Origin of the sequence: Corallococcus sp. AB018 (genome assembly GCF_003986945.1) — a bacterium.
GTDB lineage: Bacteria > Myxococcota > Myxococcia > Myxococcales > Myxococcaceae > Corallococcus > Corallococcus exiguus.
Genome location: NZ_RAWR01000206.1, coordinates 1 through 18,780, shown reverse-complemented (window position 1 = coordinate 18,780; position 18,780 = coordinate 1). Strand labels below are relative to the sequence as shown.

The following is an 18,780-nucleotide window of genomic DNA, read 5'->3' as shown; positions in this document are numbered from 1 at the left end:
CGGTGCCTGCTGGATGTGGTGTCTTGCCGTTGTTCGACATGGTGTGTGTCTTTCCCCCGTTACCGACGTGATTCGCGCTCGAGCAGATACTGGAGGTGCGCTCCCGCCTGCGCGTAGGCGTCCTGCACCAGGCCTTCGAAACCGTCCTCGCCGAAGACGCTGCGGCACGTGAGCTCCGCGACGTCCAGGAGGAGGGGATAGCTCTTCTCCAGACGCAGGACGCTGTCCGCCATGGCCACGCGGGCGGCCATGTGGACGTGCTCACGGTGCGCGTAGAAGAGGCGCGGGGCCGTGCGGCCGGAGACCCGGAAGACGCCCAGGAGCACGTCCTTGCCGTAGGTCTGCACGAACTTCTGGGCCAGCGGCAGGCGGGGGTCGGTGGCCCTCCACGCGTGGAGCAGTTGTTCGCTCTGCCGCTCCAGGGTCTCGAAGATGATGTATTCGCCTGCGTCGAGCGCCAGTCCCAGCGTCAGCAGCCCCCGCTCCATCTGCGCGTTGGAGACGAACACGAACTTCTGTTGGTCCCGGACGAGGCGCTCCAGCACGTCCAGCGAGGCCTTCAACAGGCTGAGGTGCCCCGAGCCGGTCAGCAGCTCATGCGCGAAGGGATTGCCCTGCCCGATGCGCCACTCCGCCGTCACCTTGTCCACCAGGACGGCCCGCTCGGCGTAGGTGCGGATGCCCCGATGGGCCAGACGGGAGAGGATCTCCCGGTGGCTGACGGTCTTCGAGTTGTGACGGTTCGCGATGTAGTCGATGGCCTCCCTGAGCGGATTGGTGTCCTTCGCCGTCAGGTCCTTCCGGAACAGGCGCTGGGAGAAGGTCCCCGCGCTGCCCTGATAGCCCACGGCCGCGACACCAATCTGGGTGATGCCCAAAGGCAGACTTTCATGGGACACCGACGTGCCGAGCACGGCGACGACGTTGCCGGGAAACAGCAGGCCTTCGTGGATGGTGGCCAGCTCCTTCCCATAGGCCCGGAACACGCCCGACTCTGGAGGGGCGCGGTTGCGTCCCGCGAGCCGTGGCAGCAGCTCCGTGCGGATGACCTGCCGCATGCGGTCTTCCTTCTGGACCGAGGTGGAGACCTCCCGCTGGAACCGGGTCATGATCTCCGTCGGATCCACGCCCGGACTCCACGTCTCCAGGTTCAACGTCTGCGCCAGGTCCTCGCCAAAGGTGGACCGGAACTCCTGGTCACCCAGGAGGTTGGACTCGTCGTCATCAGGGGGAGTCTCGTCAGCCATTGTCACCTTTCGTCATCACCGAAGAAGTCGACTACGGAGAACTCCGGACGCCGACGGCGCTTGCGCAGCATCCGGGCGTAGGTGCGCGCGGCGGCCGTCGGTAGACCGAACACGGTCTCCAGGCGCCGGGGGCCTTCCGTCACGGTCACCTCGTTCAACTCCGCGCGGGCCGCTGTCATGGGCGCGAGGAGCTCCAGGGCCAGGTGGTCCGCCCGTTCTTCCGCCAGCAGCACGGCCCCCGAGTCCACATCTCCCGCTTCGCCGCGGTTCATCAGGTGCACCTGGAGGCCCAGGGGCACGTCGCTGAACCGCGAGTCCATGTACTCGTTGAGCCGGGGCTCCCGTTCGCCGTCGAGCACGGGCAGGATGCCCTCGCCGAAGAAGTCCAGGGCCCGCGTCCTGGGCAGGAGGTGGTCGAGCACGTAGTGCGCCACCTCGTGGGCCAGGGTGAAGCGTTGCTCCGCCTCGGAGTCGTCGCTGTCGAAGAACAGCGCGGCGGCGCCCGCCCTCGCCACCATGCAGCCGTAGAGCCGGCGGTCGGCGCCGCTCAGCTCGGCCGGCAGACCGCGCTGGACGAGCCACTGCCGCACGCCCTCCACCGTCAGGCCCGGCATCCCCACCAGGTCGAGCGGATGGCGCAGCGGGGCCTCCGCCGCGATGTCGCGGGGAAACCCCGGCGGGAAGGAGAGACTGCTCGCCGCCACGGCCTCCACCAGCCATTGCTCGGTCAAGGCTCGAACTCGTCGTCGAAGGGCTCGTCCTCGTCGCGGTCCCGGGCAGCCAACTGCAGCGGGGCCCGCTCGGCTTCCGCCGTGTCCCGCATCGGCCTGCTCAGGGACCGCACGGTCTGGACGCGCCGGAGCACCAGGACGAGCTTCTGGACGTCGACCTCGAAGCGGGCCGCGATGGCGCGGGTCTGCTCCTCGAAGGCCGGGCCCTTCTCCGGCGTCATGCAGAGCGACAGCCACTGGAACACTTCGGGCGTGCACCCCAGCCGCTGGACCAGCGAGTCCTCTGAAAGCTTCTCCAACTCACGGTAGGCATCGAAGGCGTGGCCGAGCATTCCCGCCTCGCTCGTGCTGCGCTCCGCCGCTCGCTTCAACCAATCAGGATTCGTCATCGTGTTCCTCCTCGAAGAGGCGCTTCAGCGCCTTCATGAGGCGGTCCTGGGTGCGCTTCACCTCTCGCCGGAGCTCGAGCTGGGGCAGGTGCATCAATCCCAGCACTTCCGCCAGCCGGTCCGTGGACCGCTCCCCGGCGAACATGAGCCGGAGACAGGCCCGGTCTCTCTCTGAAAAGCCAGCCTGGTTGATCGTCTCCAGAATCAGATGCACCTCCACGCGGGTCTCCATCTCCTTGTTCGGAGCCCCGGCCCAAAGTGCGACAGCACCCCCGAAATCCCTGTTCCGGCGCGTCCTGGAGGTGGAGGCGCGGAAGCGATCCTGGGCCTTTCGCAGGGCAATTCGGCTCAGGTAGGTGCCCAGGTTGCTCTTGTCCGGGTCGTACCGCTGGGGCCTCTGAAGGTACGCGTACACCGCGTCGATGGCGGAGTCGTGCGCGTCGTCATCGTTGCAGCCCGGATTCCCTTTCAACGCCCGGACCATGGGATCCATGAACGTCAGGAAGACGTCCACGGACGCCGTCCTGTCCCCGTTCAAGATCCGTTCGTGAAGGTCACGTCCTTGCGATGGACTGCTCATCCCCCACACCTCACTGACATGCGCACGCCCGCTTTCAGGTTGGCTACGGTCCGTACGGACTTTCGCTACAGGCCTGTAGAGTTCGACGACTGAGCGTCTCCGTCCGAGCCGACAGGTTGGCGAGGTCGAGGATCCGTGTCTCTACCTCGGAGGTGGTACTGCCTTTGGGGACAGGGTCTCGCGTGATCCCCCGGGATCGAAAAAGACCCTGGCCTCCGTGCAAGGAGACCAGGGTCCGTTTCATCCCATTGAGACGTGTTTCAGTGCAGGCCTGGAGGCGGTTCCCCGCGGGCCTTCTTCCACGCATCAATGGCGCGGAGCACTTCATCCCGGAGATCCCGGCCAATCCGTGGATACGCGTCGTCCTCCAGGTTCGCCAATGACACACGGGCCGACCAGGGAGGTCCGTCGAAGCCGCTGCCGTTGAGCAGCACCACGCCGTAGCGCCGGGCCAGCGTGAAGACGAGCTCCAGCGGGTCGTGGTGGTCCTCGATGAAACGGACGAAGTCCTCGCCAATGTGCTCGCGACACCAGGCTTCCAAATCCAGCGTCTGGTAGTAGGCCGTGCGCAGCGGATCCTCGTGCAGCGGAAGGCCCATGCCTTCGAAGAGGGCCTGGAGCCGGTCCTGGCAGATGCGCTGGCAGTACTTCTTGTAGACACCGTCCCTGTCCAGCAACGCGAACAGCGAGAACAACGTCATCTGGAGCTGCTGCGGCAGTGACAGGCCCGCCGTGTGGTTCAACGCCACGGCCCGGCTGTCCGCCACCATCCGGTCGATGAACTTCATCCGCCCCGGGTGCGACGTGATGGCGCCATACCGCGCTTCCAGCAACGCACGCTGGGACGAGGGTTGTTTCGCCAGCGCCTCGTCCAGGATGTTGTCCTCGTGGAGCGCCACCGCGCCCAACCGCCAGCCCGTGCAGCCGAAGTGCTTGGAGTACGAGTACACCAGCAGCGTGTTGCGCGGCAGGTCCGCGGCCAGCGAACGGAAGCCGTTGACGAACGTGCCGTAGACATCATCCGTGATGATCAACAGGTCCGGCCGGCGCTTGCGCACCAGGTCCACCAGCTTGTGGACGGACTCCTTCCGCATGGCCACCGCGCCCGGGTTGGACGGGTTGACGACGAAGAACGCCTTGATGCGCGGGTCCTCCAGCTTGCGCAGCTCCGCGTCCGGGTACTGCCAGGTCTGGCGGCCGTCCTTCGAGGTGGCGCTCTGAAGGATGTCCACCGTGCGCAGGCTGAACTCCTCCAGGCGCGGAATCTCCAGGTAGGGTGCGAAGATGGGCGCGCCCAGCGCGATGGTGTCTCCCTTGCGCAGCAGGCCGTTCACCATCAGGGAGTGGAAGAGGTAGGTCATCGCGGCCGTTCCGCCCTCCACCGCGAACAGGTCGAAGCGACCGGAAGGCGGGCGTCCCGCGAACAGCTCCTGCGTCAGGTACTCCTGCACGATGCGCTCGGCGTGCGTGAGCATCCGGTCTGGCACCGGATAGTTGTCTCCGATGGCCGCGTCCGTGAGCTCCCAGACGAACCGGTCCGGGTTGAAGCCCAGCGTCTGCTCCCCGTAGTTCAGCGCGCCGCGCAGCAGCTGCACGGCGGGCTCGTCATCGCTCGCGTCCAGGAACTCATGCAGGCGTCTGGCGATGCCCGGGGACCGGGGCATGCCCGCGAGCCCCACCTCGGGGACGTCCCAGGCCCTCCGGCTCTCCGCGAGCGCGAACTGGCCCAGGAGGAAGAACGCCTCGCGCGGCGTGGTGGCAATCCAGTTGGGATTGCCCCGGCCGGCGTTGAGCATCACCGCCTCGCGGGTCTTCTCGGCCTCGTCCGCGACCTGGAGGAGCTCGTCCTTCAGCTCGAAGGGGCTGAGCTTGTGGAGCTTGCGTTCGGAAGGGGCTCCCGGGGCCTCGGGCGTCTGCTCGGTCATGGTGTCCTCCTCCATCGTCTGTCCAAGGTGAGCCATTCCCGGGGACGTGGACCATGCGCCACGGGGTGGGGCGGGCGGAGGTGGCGGGCGGTTGGCCGGGCTCGATGAAAAAAGACAACCCGTGAGCGCACTCGGCCGGGCAGCGACGAATGAAAGGTCGGGGCCGGACACACAAGTCCGGCAAGCACTGGGGAAGCGAGACCCGCCATGCCTTCATTGAGTTGCCGTGTCGCCACAGCGCAGCGCGAACTGGATGACGCGCTCCGCATCCGTTACCGGGTTTTTGGCGAGGAGATGCGGATGCTGGGGCCCAAGCGGCCCCGGGCCCCGCGTGAAGCGGATTGCTTCGACACGCTCCGCACCACCTCCCACGTCGTCGTCTACTCGGGCACGGAGCCGGTGGCGACCGCCCGGCTGCTGACGCCCAACGCGGAGGTGGCGGCCTTCGCGGACACCCTCGTGGGGCTGGACATCGAGAAGAAGCTCGACCTGTCGGAGCTCGTTGCGCCGGGCCGCGTGTTCGCGGAGACCACTCGCTATTGCGTCACCCGGAGCCACCGGAACTCCGCCGTGCTGCGTCTCCAAGCCGGCCTGTACCGCGAGAGCCGCCGGCGCGGCGTCACCCACTGGATCGCCGCGGCCAACATGGAGACGGACTCACAGGAGGAGGCGGACCTCTACTTCCTGGCCGCCGCGCGCCAGGGCTGGGTGAGCGACGGCTTCCGTGTACGGACCCGGGAGTTTCCCCCTCCGCCCGCGGAACCCCTGGCCGCCCGGCTCACCGCGGAGCAGCGCACCCAGTCCCGTGAGGGCCACCTGACCGCCCTGCGCATGCCGTCCGTGCTGTCGCTGTTCGCGGACAAGCTGGGTGCGCGCTTCATCGCGCCGCCGCACTTCGATCCCGCCTTCAACCGCTTCACCGTGCCGCTCGTCGCCGCGCTGGATGACATTCCGCGGCGGACGCTGAAGCTCTTCGACTCGCGGGACGCCGACGCCGCCTGACCCCAGGCCGGCGCGCTCCGTACTTCACCCTCAACGCAACACCCACCGGGCCTTCACGGGCCCCAGTCAGGAGACGTGTATGTGCAAGCAGCCCAGGCATGAGCAGACGGCGAAGACGGACTGGCTGGACTCCCTGCGGCACGAGGCGCGGATGCTCGTGCATGAGCTGGATGCGACGCCGGGCGTGCGGCGCCTCTTCGAGGGGCGCATCCGCCAGGACGACTACGTCGACTACCTCATCCAGTCGTACCAGTACGTGCGCTGGAGCGAGGGTTTCTTCACCGAGTCCGGTGAGCGCGTGCACCGCGAGGGCCGCAACCCCGCGCTCGCGGAGCTGCTGTTCCAGAAGGCGCACGAGGAGCGGGGCCATGAACAGTGGTTGCTCAAGGACCTGAAGGCCCTGGGCTGGACCGAGGAGCGCGTGGAGCGCGCGCCCATCTGCACCGCCGTGCGCGCCTACGTGGAGTGGAACCGCTTCACCACCCAGTCGGGCGTGCCCACCGCGTTCCTGGGCACGGCCTACGTGCTGGAGTACCTGTCCGTGAACCGGGCCCCGGGCTCCGTGGACCGGCTCATCGCGGAGAGCGGCATCGCCAACATCGACAAGGCCGTCCTCTTCCTCAAGGGCCACGGCGCCGCGGACGGCGACCACGTGGCCGACCTGGAGACGGAGCTGCGCAAGCTCACGTCCCCGGCGGAACAGAACGCGCTCATCCTCTCCGCCCGCACCACGCGCACCCTGTTCCCGAAGTTCTTCCGGGAGCCTTGAGCGCGCGCGCTCGGGCCTCCTCACCCCGGTTTCTGCCTCCAGGCGGCCTGGTAGAGGAGGTCCGTGCGGCTCTCGATGCCCAGCTTGGGGAAGATGTTGCGCAGGTGCGTCTTCACCGTGTTGAGCGTCAGGCCCAGGTCCTCGGCGATGAGCTCGTTCGTCCAGTTGCGGAGGACCCCCTGGACCACTTCCACTTCGCGCCTGGATAGTTTCTGACGCCAGGGCTCCGGCATGGGGATGGCTCGCGAGCACTCCTGCAACATCAGCACCCATGGATGGTGGCCGCGCTGCTCCGGCAGCTCCACGAACGTCACCTTCAGGTCGTGCTTCAGCCCGGAGCGCGTCCAGGTATCCACGCTCAGGAGCCGATTCATCCCTGGAGTCTGCAGACGCGTCAGGTGCTCGCGCAGCTCCTGGGGCAGGCGTGAGTCATCCGCCTTCATCTCCTCCGGGTACCAGCGCCGCAGGAGCTCCGTCGCTCCAGGGGTCCTCAGCTTCTCGTGCTCCGGTGGATCCATCACGACGCACTCGGCGCCCTGGTGGTGGAAGAGGGCGTCCAGCAGGTCTCCCCGCATCGCCTCGTGCTCGAACATCCGGCAGTTGCGCACCGTGTTCGCCAGGTAGGGCTTCAGGTCCTCCAGCAGGTCCTGTTCCCGTTCGGAGAAGGGCAGGGTCTGCTCCCGGTACAGCGTGAAGCCGCCGTGCCAGTCCTGCCGCAGCTCCAGCAGCACCGCCAGGACGTGTTCCAGAGGGAGTCCCATCTCCCGGCAGCGCAGGTACAGGAGATTGCGCTTCAATTCCTTGCTCGACACCTGGTTCGTGGCGCGCGCGACGCCCACCGTGGCCAGCTCCGGGTAGTGCGCGAAGAGGATGCCCGGGGCCCCCAGCCCCATCCATTCATAGTCCCCGGGCCGCTCCGGCCTGGACACGCACAAGGCCGCGTAGTCGCAGGGCAGGAGCTGCGTGAGGATTCCCTGGGCGCGGGCCAGGACCTCGGTCAAATCCAATGAACTGGAGAGTGCCCGGGTCAGCTCGAGCACGAGCACCTGTTCGTGCGCGGTAAGGTTCATCCCACGGGCCTCCTTCCAACCAGTCCATGCAAGGACTTACAGGCTGGAAAGCCCGGAGGTCTGTCCCCCACAAGGGGTATGGACGGGCTTCACTCACACGAAGCCCGTCCACGTCTGACATTACAGCGTCTGTCGAAGCGGGGCGGACGCTAGTTGCCCGCGCTGCCTTCCACCGGCGGGGTGCCCGTGGTGGGGCTGACGGGGCTGCCCATCTCCTTGTTCTTGTCCCAGGCCGGCGGCGTCACTTCCATCTTCGCCCCCTTGTTGCCCGGGGTGCCGGCGTTCGGGGTGCCCGGCTTCGCCGAGGACGAGTGGTCGCTGGTGCTGTTGCTTCCCTGCTCGGTGGAGCCGGAGCCGCCCACGCCTTCATCGACGCGGTCCGGGTCCACGACGCTGTCGTCATCCGGGGCCAGGACGCCCGACGAGCCCGAGCCGCCCGTGGCCTTGTCCCAGCGCACCGCGCTGTCCTGGGGCGCGTCCGTGGACGGCTCCTGCATGGGCGGCGCCTCGTGGTCGGTGTGGCTCTGCGCGAACGCCTGACCGGAGAAGGCGAGTGTTGCCAGTGCTGCCATCAGGGGGAGCTTCATGGGTGGCGCTCCTTCGAAGAACGTGTGTGCTTCGAAGGTGGCGACCGTCGGGTGGGAAACAAGCGCTTGACGCACACCCGGCCCCCAGCCGCGTCCCCGCTCGCCGGGCGAGCAGGCGCCCGTCAGCCCGTCAGTGCTCGTGGAGGCACCGTCCCCACGGCCCAGGCGGTGAGCTTGCGCAGGAGCTCCGCGCGGTCCTCCGGCACGGAGAAGAGGTGGTCCGCGCGCGGGTAGAAGGCGTACGTGACGCGGCCCTCCAGCTTCAGCGGCGAGAGCATCTCGTAGAACTGGCCCTCGTGATTGAAGGACAGCCCCATGCCTCCGGAGAACACGAAGCACAGGCTGACGCCGCGCTCCATGAGCTGCTTGTAGTCCTGCGTCAGCTGCGAGCGCTCCGGGTACTCGCGCGTGTAGACCTCGTCGGCCTCTCCGGCCTCGCGCAGCTGGGCGGGCAGCTTGCGCTTGCGCAGGAAGCGCGTCCACCGGCGGGGGCTCAGGTAGCGCAGGTGGAAGCGCAGGTGGTAGCCCAGCGTGCGGTAGGTGTAGCCGTCGATGAAGGCCGCGCCCACCACGCGCGGATCCGCCACCGTCACCGCGTGCGCGCTGTCCACGCCGGAGCACAGGCCCATCAGCACGAAGCGCTTCTGGCCCTTCTTCTGCTCCAGGTAGTCGAGCGCCGCGCGCGTCTCCTCGCGGGCACGTTGGAATTCGTCGGCGCCGCCCTCGCGGCGGGGGCGGCTGTCTCCCAGTCCGGACTGGTCGAAGCGCAGCGTGGTGAACCCGCGCCCCGCCAACTGGCGCGCCAGCTCCACCCACACCCGGTACGGGCCCACGTGGTGGTTGAGGCCCACGTTGGACAGCACCACCACGGGCGCTTCCGGCAGGACCTTCGCCGGGTCCGGTTCCGTGAGGATGCCCACGAGGCTCTGCTCGGGGCCGAAGGTACAGATGCGCTCGCGCATCACGCGGCCTCCTTCAGCAGCGTGGTGATGGTCTGCAGGATGCGGTTGGACAAGAGCGCGGACTCCTGGCCGCCCGCGCCCTCCTCGGGCACCAGGTGGTGCTGGAAGGGCAGGCCCGTCTTCTCCAGGTGCTCCTGGAGCCGCTGGTACTCGGGCTTCTGCGCGCTGGCCACCAGGTGCGTGCGCGTTGACGGCCACGCGGGCAGCGCGGCCAGGTCCAGCGAAAGGATGTCGTCGCGCAGGGCGCGGGGGAACGAGAAGCCGAGCAGCTCCTCGCGCACCTCCAGCGGGCTTTCGGGCCGCGGGAAGAGCGTGCGGGTGTCCCGGCGCGCCTGGAGCAGCTCCAGCTCCCGGAGCCAGGCCTCGCCCTCCACCAGGGGCTCCCAGAGCACGAGCGCGGCGGTGGACAGTCCCTCCAATGCGGCGCGCACCGCGAGCGCCGCGCCCAGCCGCAGGCCCACGAGCGCCACGCGCTGCACGCCCGTCACGTCCTGCAACTCATTGACGGCGTTGCGGATGTCCTGGACCCACGTGGCCACCCGGCCTTCGTGGGCCTCGCCGGCCGAGTCCCCCGTGCCGTAGTAGTCGAAGCGGAAGACGTGGAAGCCCTCACGCGCGAGCATTCCGGCCAGCTTCCGGAAGGCCCAGTGCGTCAACATGTACTCCTGCGCGGCGGGGTAGCAGAGCACCACCCCGGTGGAGCGCTCGGCGCCCTGCGCGGGGTGGTGCATGCCAAAGAGCTGTCGTTCGGAGGTGCCGAAGAAACAGGGCGTCACGGTCTGACCATTCTCCTCAAAGGGCCGCTCAGTCCGAGCGCCCCGGCAGTTTCCCCTTCAGCTTATTGAACAAGCGTTGCGCCAGGGGAACAGAAGTCTCCGGGGTGGCAGTCTTTGGCGGCATGACGGGCTGCGTCCTGACTGCGGGCGTGGGAGCCGCCGCCGCGGGCGTCAGCTGCGAGGCCACCTGCTCCAGCGTGTTGAGCAGGAGCGTGCGCGGGTGCAGCTCCTGGTTCAGCTCCTTCTTGACGCGCATCACGACCTGGAAGGACAGGAGCGAGTGCCCGCCGATGTTGAAGAAGTTGTCGTGCACGCCCACCTGCGCGATGCCGAGCACCTCCCGCCAGATGCGCGCCAGGTGCTGCTCCGTCGGCGTGCGCGGCGCGACGAAGGCGTCCTCGACGGCGCGCGTGGTGCCCGCCGGAGGCGGCAGGGCCTTGCGGTCCACCTTGCCGTTCGGCGTGAGGGGCAGCGCCTCCATCTCCACGAAGTGCTGCGGCACCATGTACTGCGGCAGCTGCGAACGCAGGTGCTTGCGCAGCTCCGTGTCCGTGTAGGCCTGTCCCGGCTTCGTCACCAGGTACGCGACGAGGCGCCTGTCGCCAGGGCGGTCCTCGCGAACGAGGGCGACGGCCTGGGCCAGGGACGGGTGCGAGGCGAGGGCCGCCTCGACTTCGCCCAACTCGATGCGGAAGCCGCGCAGCTTCACCTGCGAGTCATTGCGGCCCAGGTACTCGACGGTGCCGTCGGCCAGCCAGCGGGCCAAATCGCCCGTGCGGTACATGCGCTCGCCGGAGCGGAAGGGGTTGGGCAGGAAGCGCTCCTGCGTCAACTCGGGCCGGTGGAGGTAGCCCAGCGTCACGCCGTCGCCGCCGATGTACAGCTCGCCCGCGACGCCCACCGGCACGGGGGCCAGGTGCGCGTCGAGGAGGTAGAGCTGGGTGTTGGCGATGGGGCGGCCGATGCGGATGGAGGAGAGCGGAGGCTGCACGCGCCAGGTGGTGGACCAGACGGTGGTCTCCGTGGGGCCGTACATGTTCCACAGGCTGCCGACGCGAGCGAGGAGCGACTCAGCCAGCTCGCGGGGAAGCGCCTCGCCACCGACGAGGGCCTTGAAGCCGGGACGCGGCTGCCAGCCGGCCTCCAGCAGGAGGCGCCAGGTGGAGGGCGTGGCCTGCATGACGGTGACGGCGTTGGCTTCCAGCGCGGCCTTGAGGAGCGCACCGTCGGAGGCCGTGTCACGCGAGGCGAGCACCACCTGGGCGCCGGTGGAGAGGGGCAGCAGCAGCTCCAGCACGGCGATGTCGAAGGAGAGCGTGGTGACGGCCAGCAGCACGTCCTGGGCAGAGAGGCTGGGGGCCTCCTGCATGGTGCCCAGGAAGTTCACCACCGCGCGGTGCGGGACGCGCACGCCCTTGGGCTTGCCCGTCGAACCCGACGTGTAGATGACGTACGCCACGGCCTCGGGCGTGACGGCGGGAGCTTCGGGGGCCGTGTCCGCCTGCGACGTGGTGTCCTCGACGAAGAGCGACTTCGCCGTGGTGGAGGGCAGGGTGCTCTGGAGCGCGCGCTGGGTGAGCACGAGCGAGAGCTGCGCGTCCTCGACCATGAAGGCCAGACGCTCGGGCGGGAAGCCGGGGTCGAGCGGGACGTAACCCGCGCCCGCTTCGAGGATGCCCAGCAGACCCACCACCATGTCCGGACCGCGCTCGGTGAAGAGGCCGACGAGGCTTCCGGCGGTGACGCCCTCCTGCTTGAGCGCGTTCGCCACCTGGTGGCTGCGCTGGATCAGCTGCTGGTACGTGAGCGTCACGGCGCCGGAGCGCAGCGCCACCGCGTCGGGCGTGGCCCGGGCCTGCGCGGCCACCAGCGTGTGGACGAAGGCGTTCCGGTCGAACGGCTTCTCGGTGGCGTTCCAGTCCACCAGCACGCGCTGCTTCTCCGACTCGGGAAGCAGCGGCATGCGCGACACCGGCACCTCCGCGTCGGACACCGCGGCGCGCAGCAGCGTGCGGATCTGCTCGAGCATGCGGACGACGGTGTCCCGCTCGAACAGGTCGGTGTTGTAGTCCATGCCGCCGACGATGCCGTTCGCCGTCTCCTTCACCCAGAAGCTCAGGTCCAGCGGCGTCGCGTGCGCGTGCACGTGCACCTGGCCGTAGGTGAGGTCACCCAGGCTGGAGCCTCGGTTGCGCACGTCTTGGAAGGTGAAGAACGTCTGGAACAGCGGCGTGCGGCTCAGGTCGCGCTGCACGCCCAGCTGCTGCATCAGCAGCTCGATGGGCATGTCCTGGTGGCCGAAGGCCTCCATGCACGTGGTGCGCACGCGCTCCAGCAGCTGCCGGAACGTCTGCTCCGGCGCCAGCTGCGTGCGCAGGACGAGCGTGTTGACGAAGAAGCCCAGCAGGTCCTCGACCTCCGGATGCGAGCGGCCCCGGATGGGCGTGCCCACGACCAGATCCTCCTGGCCGCTGTAGCGGTGCAGCAGCGTCTTGAACGCCGTGAGCAGCACCATGTACAGCGTCGCGTTGGACTCGCGGCCCAGCTTCGTGAGGGCGGCCACCTCCGCGCCGGTGAGGACGAAGGGCTCCGTGCCGCCCTTGAGGCTCATCTGCGCGGGGCGCGGCTTGTCCGTGGGCAGCTCCAGCGCGGGCAGGTTCCCGGAGAGCTTCCCCTTCCAGTAGCGCGCCTGCCGCTCCAGCTCCTCGCCCTGGAGCCAGTTGCGGTGCCACTCGGTGAAGTCCGCGTACTGGATGGGCAGGGTGGGGAGCTTGGGCTCCTGGCCCTGGGTGAGCGCGGAGTAGATGACGTCCAGCTCGCGCAGGAACACGTCGAACGACCACCCATCCCAGATGAGGTGGTGGGGCATGAAGAAGAGGACGTGCTCGTTGGCGCCCAGCCGGAACAGCGTCAGCCGGAACAGCGGCGCGGCGGTGATGGGGATGGACTCGTCCGCCATCGCCTGGAGGCGGCGCAGCAGGTCCTCCTCACGCGTGTGGGCGGGGACGGGCTCCAGGTCCACCGGCTCCAGCTCCACCGTCAGGGACGGGGCAACGTGCTGCACCGGCGTGCCTTCGTCCCACCGCACGAAGGTGCGCAGCGACGACTGGCGCTCCATCAGCTTGTTGAAGCTGAAGCGCAGCGCGCCCACGTCCAGCGCGCCGTGGAGGCGGAACGCGGAGGGCAGGTTGTAGACGGCCGTGCCCGGGTTGAGCTGCTCCAGGAACCACAGCCGCTGCTGCATGAGGGACAGCGGCGCGGGCGCGGTGCCCGCGCGGGCGGAGATGCGCTGCGCGGGGCTGGTGGCTCCGTCGTCGCCGCGCACCAGCCGGGCCAGCTTCTCCACGGTGGGCGCTTCGAACATGCGGCGCAGCGTGAGGCTGACGTCCAGGTCGCGGCTCGCGCGCGTGAGGGCCTGCGACGCCAGCAGCGAGTGGCCGCCCAGACGGAAGAAGTCCGCCGTGACGCTCACCCGGCGCAGTCCCAGCACGTCCGCGAAGATGGCCGCGAGCTTCTGCTCCGTCTCATCGCGAGGCGCGACGAACGCGTCCGCCTGCGACTCCACCTGCGGCGACGGCAGGGCCTTGCGGTCCACCTTGCCATTCGGCGTGAGCGGCAGCGCGGGCAGGGCCACGAAGTGCTGCGGCACCATGTACTCCGGCAGCCCCTGCTTGAGGTGCGCGCGCAGGGCTTCGTCCGCCGGAATCGTCTGGCCGGGCCGCGCGATGAGGTACGCGACGAGGCGCCTGTCGCCAGGGCGGTCCTCGCGAACGAGGGCGACGGCCTGGGCCAGGGACGGGTGCGAGGCGAGGGCCGCCTCGACTTCGCCCAGCTCGATGCGGAAGCCGCGCAGCTTCACCTGCGAGTCATTGCGGCCCAGGTACTCGACGGTGCCGTCGGCCAGCCAGCGGGCCAAATCGCCCGTGCGGTACATGCGCTCGCCGGAGCGGAAGGGGTTGGGCAGGAAGCGCTCCTGCGTCAACTCGGGCCGGTGGAGGTAGCCCAGCGTCACGCCGTCGCCGCCGATGTACAGCTCGCCCGCGACGCCCACCGGCACGGGGGCCAGGTGCGCGTCGAGGAGGTAGAGCTGGGTGTTGGCGATGGGGCGGCCGATGCGGATGGAGGAGAGCGGAGGCTGCACGCGCCAGGTGGTGGACCAGACGGTGGTCTCCGTGGGGCCGTACATGTTCCACAGGCTGCCGACGCGAGCGAGGAGCGACTCAGCCAGCTCGCGGGGAAGGGCCTCGCCACCGACGAGGGCCTTGAAGCCGGGACGCGGCTGCCAGCCGGCCTCCAGCAGGAGGCGCCAGGTGGAGGGCGTGGCCTGCATGACGGTGACGGCGTTGGACTCCAGCGCGGCCTTGAGGAGCGCGCCGTCGGAAGCCGTGTCACGCGAGGCGAGCACCACCTGGGCACCGGTGGAGAGGGGCAGCAGCAGCTCCAGCACGGCGATGTCGAAGGAGAGCGTGGTGACGGCCAGCAGCACGTCCTGGGCAGAGAGGCTGGGGGCCTCCTGCATGGTGCCCAGGAAGTTCACCACCGCGCGGTGCGGGACGCGCACGCCCTTGGGCTTGCCCGTCGAACCCGACGTGTAGATGACGTACGCCACGGCCTCCGGCGTGACGTCCTGCGCCGGGAGCGCGGACTCGGGCTGCGAGGCCGTGTCCTCGATGAGCAGGGGCTTCACGCTCGTGGAGGGCAGGGACGCCACCAGGGCCTGCTGCGTGAGGATGGTGGAGAGCTTCGCGTCCTCGACCATGAAGGCCAGACGCTCCGGCGGGAAGCCGGGGTCGAGCGGGACGTAGCCAGCACCCGCTTCGAGGATGCCCAGCAGGCCCACGACCATGTCCGCGCCGCGATTCGTGAAGAGGCCGACGAGGCTTCCGGCCGCGACGCCCTCCTGCTTCAGCGCGTTCGCCACCTGATGGGCGCGCTGGATCAGCTGCTGGTACGTGAGCGTCACGTCCCCGGAGCGCAGGGCCACCGCGTCCGGCGTGGCCTGGGCCTGGGCGGCCACCAGCGTGTGGACGAAGGCCTGACGGTCGAACGGCTTCTCCGTCGCGTTCCAGTCCACCAGCACGCGCTGCTTCTCGGCGGCGGGCAGCAGCGGCAGGCGCGAAACGGGCGCTTCCGCGTCGGCGACCACACCCCGCAGCAATTCTTCGTAACATGACATCCAGCGGCGAACCGTGGAGCCATCGAAGAGGTCGGTGTTGTACTGGCACTCCAGCACCACGCGGCCATGGGCTTCGGCCGCGTTGATGAAGAGGTCGAAGTTCTCGTAGTGGCGCGGGTTGCTCGCCAGGGTGCAGGTGAGGCCCTGGAACGCCAGCTGCTCGCCCGTGACGGCCTGGTCCACGTTGAACAGCACGTTGACCAGCGGCAGCCGGCTGGGGTCGCGCGGCAGCGCCAGCTGCTTGAGCAGCGTGCCGAACGTGTACTCCTGGTGCTCGTAGGCATCGAGCATCGTGGTGCGCAGCTGCTTGAGCACCTGTGTGAAGGGCGCCTCCGCGGCGACGTTGCTGCGCAGGGGCAGCGCGTTCACGCAGTGGCCCACCAGGTCCTTCAGGCCGGCCACGGACTGGCCCGCGGCGGGGATGGCCACCACCACGTCCTCCAGCCCCGTCAGCCGGTGCAGCAGCGCCTTGAAGCCCGCCAGCAGCGTGGTGAAGAAGCTGCCGCCGTGCTTCGCGCCCACGCGCTTGAGCTGCTCCACGAGCGCGGGCTCCAGGACGCAGTCCTCACGCCGGGAGCTGTACGTCTTGGACGGCGGACGGCGCCGGTCCAACGGCAGCTCCAGCACCGGCAGCGAACCGGAGAACTGCTTCAGCCAATAGCGCTCGTGCTCCGCGTACTCCGGCGTCGTGGCCAGCTGGGCCTGCGCGCGGGCGTAATCGCTGAACGTGGGCGCGGGCGACAGCGTGTGCGGGGTGCTCCGCGCGTGCGCCGAATAGAATGTCGCCAGGTCGCGCAGCATCACCGCCATGGACCAGCCGTCGCACACGATGTGGTGCGCGGTCAGCGTCAGCAGGTGCTCTTCCGCGGACAGCCGGGCCAGGCGCGGACGCAGCAGCGGCCCGGACTCCAGGGGCAGCGGCGTCTCCACCTCCTGGGCCACGAGCTCACGGACGCGGGCGTCGCGCTCGGAGGGCGGCAGCGCGTCCAGCGCGAGCACCTCCAGCGGGAAGGGCGTGGTGGCGGCCACGCACAGCGTGAGGCCATCCGCGCTGAACGTGGTGCGCAGCGCTTCGTGCCGCTCGCTCAGGTCCTGGAGCGCGGCGCGCAGGGACTCGACGTTCAGCGGGCCGTGCAGCCGCACGGACATGGACTCGTTGAAGGCGCACGACGCGTCCGGACCCATCTGCACGCCGGTCCACACCTCGCGCTGGGGCTCGGTGGACGGCGCGGTGAGCAGCAGCGCGGGCCCGGCGAACGGGTCGAAATCCTCGGGCAGGTCCTGAATCGGGGTCGCGGGGGTCTTCATCGGGTCTCGCTCAGCTTGACGAACTTGCCGGGCACCGTGGGGTGCGGGACGAACCAGGCAGGGTTGCCCTGCGGATCACGCCCCAGGCGGGCGCCGGGGACGGGGGGCTGGTTGGAATCGAAGGCGGCGGGGGCCTGCGCCTGGGCGCGGGCCGTGCCGGGCAGGAAGCCCGCGTCCTGCAGCTCCGTGACGCTGTCCTGGAACGCGGTGATGAGGCGCTGCAGGTCCGCGTCCGAGTGCGCCGTGGTGAAGAAGCACGGGAAGCCATCCCAGATGTGGATGCCCTTGTCGCGCAGCAGGCAGAACAGCAGGTCCGCGTTCGCGGCGTCCCCCGTGACGAACGTCTTCCACAGCGACCCGAAGTGCTTGATGCGCAGCGGGGCGCCCACCTCGTCGAAGAACGCGTTGAGCGTGGTGGCGAGCGTGTCCGCCTTGGCGCTCACGCTGCGCTGCAGCTCCGGGCCCGCGGCCTTCATGTGCTCCAGCGCGGCCTTCGCGGCGGCGAGCGCCAGCGGGTGACGCACGAACGTGCCCGCGAAGTACGTCACGCCCACCGTGGGCACGGAGTCGTCGCCGAACTGCCAGTGGCCGCCGTCCAGCGCGTCCATGAAGGGGCGCTTGCCCGCGATGACGCCAATGGGCATGCCGCCGCCCACGACCTTGCCGTAGGTGGCCACGTCCGCCTGCACGCCGAAGATGGACTGGGCGCCGCCCGGGTGCATGCGGAAGCCGGTGATGACCTCGTCGAAGATGTAGACGGAGCCGGACTTCTGGGTGAGGTCGCGCAGCTGGTGCAGGAACTCGCGCGGCTGGAAGTCCGGGCGGCGGCTCTGCACGGGCTCCACCATGATGGCGGCCAGCGAGTCCGCGCGGGCGCGCAGGATTTCGAGCGACTCCGGCGTGCCGTAGTCCAGCACCAGCACGTCCTGCACCGCGCCCGCCATGATGCCCGGGGCGGCCGGCACGGTGCGCAGGCTCTTGGTGCCGCGCACCAGCACCTCGTCGAAGATGCCGTGGTAGCTGCCGCTGAAGATGGCGATGGTGCTGCGGCCCGTGACGGTGCGGGCGATGCGCATCGCGCCCATCACCGCCTCGGAGCCGGTGTTACAGAGCGCCGCGCGGTCCGCGCCCGTGAATTCACAGACGAGCTTCGCGACCTCGCCGGCCAGCGGGTGCATGGGCCCCAGCTCGTAGCCGTCGTCCACCTGCTTGTGCACGGCCTGGGTGATGAAGTCCGGCGCGTGTCCGAACAGCACGGACCCGAAGCCGTTGAGCGCGTCCAGGTACTCGTTACCGTCCATGTCCCAGAGCTTGGAGCCCTTGGAGCGGTTCACGGCCAGCGGGTAGATGAGCTCCTTGAGCAGCGGGCGGAAGCCCGTCACCACGCGCGGATCCGACAGCTGGTTCCGGTTGTCCTGGGCGTAGCGCTTGGAGCCCTGCGTCTTCGCGTTGTAGCGGCGGGTGAAGTCCTCCAGGAACGTCTGCTGGCGGGGCGTGAGCGCGTCCTTCGGCGCCAGGCTGATGCGCGCGATGGCGCCGAAGGCCTTCTTCACGTCGTACTTCACCGGGCCCTTGAGGTCGGCCTCATCCGCCGCGGCGGCCGGAGCGGGAGCGGCGGGCTGGGCGGCCTGCGGCTGCGCGGCGGGGGCCTGCTGGGCCTGCGGCTGCGCGGCGGGAGCCTGGGCGAAGGCCTGCGGGGCCACGGCCTGCGCGGGCTGGCCGGACAGGAGCGCGAGCTGCTGGGTCATCAGCCAGAGCTGCTGCGCGACGACCGCCTGGAGGCTCCCGGCGGGCGCGGCCATCGCCTGGGCCTGGAACGCGGCACCGGCGGAGGCGAACTGCGCGGGGATGGCAGCGACAGCCGGAGCCCCCTGCGCCGGGAACGCGGTGCCCGCGGACGGAGCGGCCTGCGGCTGTCCGAGGATGTTCGCGGTCATCTGCGCGGCCGGCGCGGCGGCCACCGGGGCGGGCGCGGCCTCTTGCGGCATGCGGCCGTCGAGGTACGCGGCGAGCTGTCCCAGCGACGCGACCTCTTCCAACAGCTGCCGGAACGTCACCTTCACGCCGAACTGCTTCTGCACCGCGAGCGCCGCCTGCGTGAGCACCAGCGAGTCCAGCCCCAGCTCCAGGAAGCTCGCGCCCGGATCCGCGTCGGCCAGCTCCAGGCCGCTCAGCTCCTCGAACAGGTTGCGCAGGGTGGGGACAAGGCGCTCGGCACGGGGAACAGGGGCGGGACTCACGGCGACTCCGGTGGAGAG

Annotated in this window: 13 protein-coding genes; 2 read left to right on the top strand and 11 right to left on the bottom strand. The window is 69.5% G+C overall.

The genetic code is table 11. The features are described from left to right. Nucleotides 1-59 precede the first annotated feature (59 nt). The 5 genes from D7Y11_RS33435 to aspD all read right to left on the bottom strand — a co-directional run bounded on the left by D7Y11_RS33435 (nt 60) and on the right by aspD (nt 4,872). Nucleotides 60-1,247: a hypothetical protein gene (locus D7Y11_RS33435; protein ID WP_120579952.1), complete on the bottom strand. Its 1,188-nt coding sequence runs from the start codon at nt 1,245-1,247 to the stop codon at nt 60-62. A 2-nt stretch (nt 1,248-1,249) separates the two neighbouring features. Then, complete coding sequence (locus D7Y11_RS33430) at nt 1,250-1,978, bottom strand: ImmA/IrrE family metallo-endopeptidase (RefSeq protein ID WP_120579953.1); 729 nt, start codon at nt 1,976-1,978, stop codon at nt 1,250-1,252. Further along, nucleotides 1,975-2,367: a hypothetical protein gene (locus D7Y11_RS33425; RefSeq protein WP_126935719.1), complete on the bottom strand. Its 393-nt coding sequence runs from the start codon at nt 2,365-2,367 to the stop codon at nt 1,975-1,977. Before D7Y11_RS33425 ends, D7Y11_RS33430 begins: the two co-directional genes overlap by 4 nt. Continuing rightward, the gene (locus D7Y11_RS33420) at nt 2,354-2,881 is read right to left on the bottom strand and encodes an RNA polymerase sigma factor (RefSeq protein WP_158624522.1); all 528 of its coding nucleotides are present in this window, start codon (nt 2,879-2,881) and stop codon (nt 2,354-2,356) included. Before D7Y11_RS33420 ends, D7Y11_RS33425 begins: the two co-directional genes overlap by 14 nt. Before the next feature lie 326 nt (nt 2,882-3,207). After that, nucleotides 3,208-4,872: an aspartate 4-decarboxylase gene (gene aspD / locus D7Y11_RS33415; protein WP_126935718.1), complete on the bottom strand. Its 1,665-nt coding sequence runs from the start codon at nt 4,870-4,872 to the stop codon at nt 3,208-3,210. Between the two features lie 207 nt (nt 4,873-5,079). Between aspD and D7Y11_RS33410 the strand changes: the two genes are divergently transcribed. Next, nucleotides 5,080-5,874: a GNAT family N-acetyltransferase gene (locus D7Y11_RS33410; RefSeq protein WP_126935717.1), complete on the top strand. Its 795-nt coding sequence runs from the start codon at nt 5,080-5,082 to the stop codon at nt 5,872-5,874. A gap of 79 nt (nt 5,875-5,953) precedes the next feature. Continuing rightward, entirely contained in the window at nt 5,954-6,643 is a 690-nt protein-coding gene (locus tag D7Y11_RS33405) for an iron-containing redox enzyme family protein (RefSeq protein ID WP_126935716.1), read from the top strand. 20 nt (nt 6,644-6,663) lie between these two features. On the opposite strand, the gene D7Y11_RS33400 is transcribed toward D7Y11_RS33405, so the two are convergent. From D7Y11_RS33400 to D7Y11_RS33375, 6 genes are all read right to left on the bottom strand, one after another. Continuing rightward, nucleotides 6,664-7,713 (bottom strand): LuxR C-terminal-related transcriptional regulator, encoded by a 1,050-nt coding sequence (locus tag D7Y11_RS33400; RefSeq protein WP_126935715.1) that lies wholly within the window; start codon nt 7,711-7,713, stop codon nt 6,664-6,666. A gap of 149 nt (nt 7,714-7,862) precedes the next feature. Next, entirely contained in the window at nt 7,863-8,300 is a 438-nt protein-coding gene (locus D7Y11_RS33395) for a hypothetical protein (protein ID WP_120579959.1), read from the bottom strand. A 122-nt stretch (nt 8,301-8,422) separates the two neighbouring features. Next, complete coding sequence (locus D7Y11_RS33390) at nt 8,423-9,262, bottom strand: alpha/beta fold hydrolase (RefSeq protein WP_120579960.1); 840 nt, start codon at nt 9,260-9,262, stop codon at nt 8,423-8,425. Further along, a complete protein-coding gene (locus D7Y11_RS33385; RefSeq protein ID WP_120579961.1) occupies nt 9,262-10,038 on the bottom strand; it encodes an alpha/beta fold hydrolase in 777 nt (258 codons plus the stop codon). Before D7Y11_RS33385 ends, D7Y11_RS33390 begins: the two co-directional genes overlap by 1 nt. A gap of 28 nt (nt 10,039-10,066) precedes the next feature. Then, nucleotides 10,067-16,522 carry a non-ribosomal peptide synthetase gene (locus D7Y11_RS33380; protein WP_126935714.1) on the bottom strand — a complete coding sequence of 2,152 codons (6,456 nt, stop codon included), beginning with the start codon at nt 16,520-16,522 and terminating at the stop codon, nt 10,067-10,069. After that, a partial coding sequence (locus D7Y11_RS33375) for an aminotransferase class III-fold pyridoxal phosphate-dependent enzyme (RefSeq protein WP_126935713.1) occupies nt 16,519-18,780 on the bottom strand: 2,262 nt, incomplete at its 5' end. The genes D7Y11_RS33380 and D7Y11_RS33375, both read right to left, overlap by 4 nt.

Bases quoted from the DNA above. Each gene is read 5' to 3' on its own strand.
- D7Y11_RS33405 (WP_126935716.1), top strand. From the start codon at position 5,954: ATGTGCAAGCAGCCCAGGCATGAGCAGACGGCGAAGACGGACTGGCTG.
- D7Y11_RS33410 (WP_126935717.1), top strand. From the start codon at position 5,080: ATGCCTTCATTGAGTTGCCGTGTCGCCACAGCGCAGCGCGAACTGGAT.
- D7Y11_RS33425 (WP_126935719.1), bottom strand. From the start codon at position 2,367: ATGACGAATCCTGATTGGTTGAAGCGAGCGGCGGAGCGCAGCACGAGC.
- D7Y11_RS33435 (WP_120579952.1), bottom strand. From the start codon at position 1,247: ATGGCTGACGAGACTCCCCCTGATGACGACGAGTCCAACCTCCTGGGT.
- D7Y11_RS33395 (WP_120579959.1), bottom strand. From the start codon at position 8,300: ATGAAGCTCCCCCTGATGGCAGCACTGGCAACACTCGCCTTCTCCGGT.
- aspD (WP_126935718.1), bottom strand. From the start codon at position 4,872: ATGACCGAGCAGACGCCCGAGGCCCCGGGAGCCCCTTCCGAACGCAAG.
- D7Y11_RS33390 (WP_120579960.1), bottom strand. From the start codon at position 9,262: ATGCGCGAGCGCATCTGTACCTTCGGCCCCGAGCAGAGCCTCGTGGGC.
- D7Y11_RS33400 (WP_126935715.1), bottom strand. From the start codon at position 7,713: ATGAACCTTACCGCGCACGAACAGGTGCTCGTGCTCGAGCTGACCCGG.
- D7Y11_RS33380 (WP_126935714.1), bottom strand. From the start codon at position 16,522: ATGAAGACCCCCGCGACCCCGATTCAGGACCTGCCCGAGGATTTCGAC.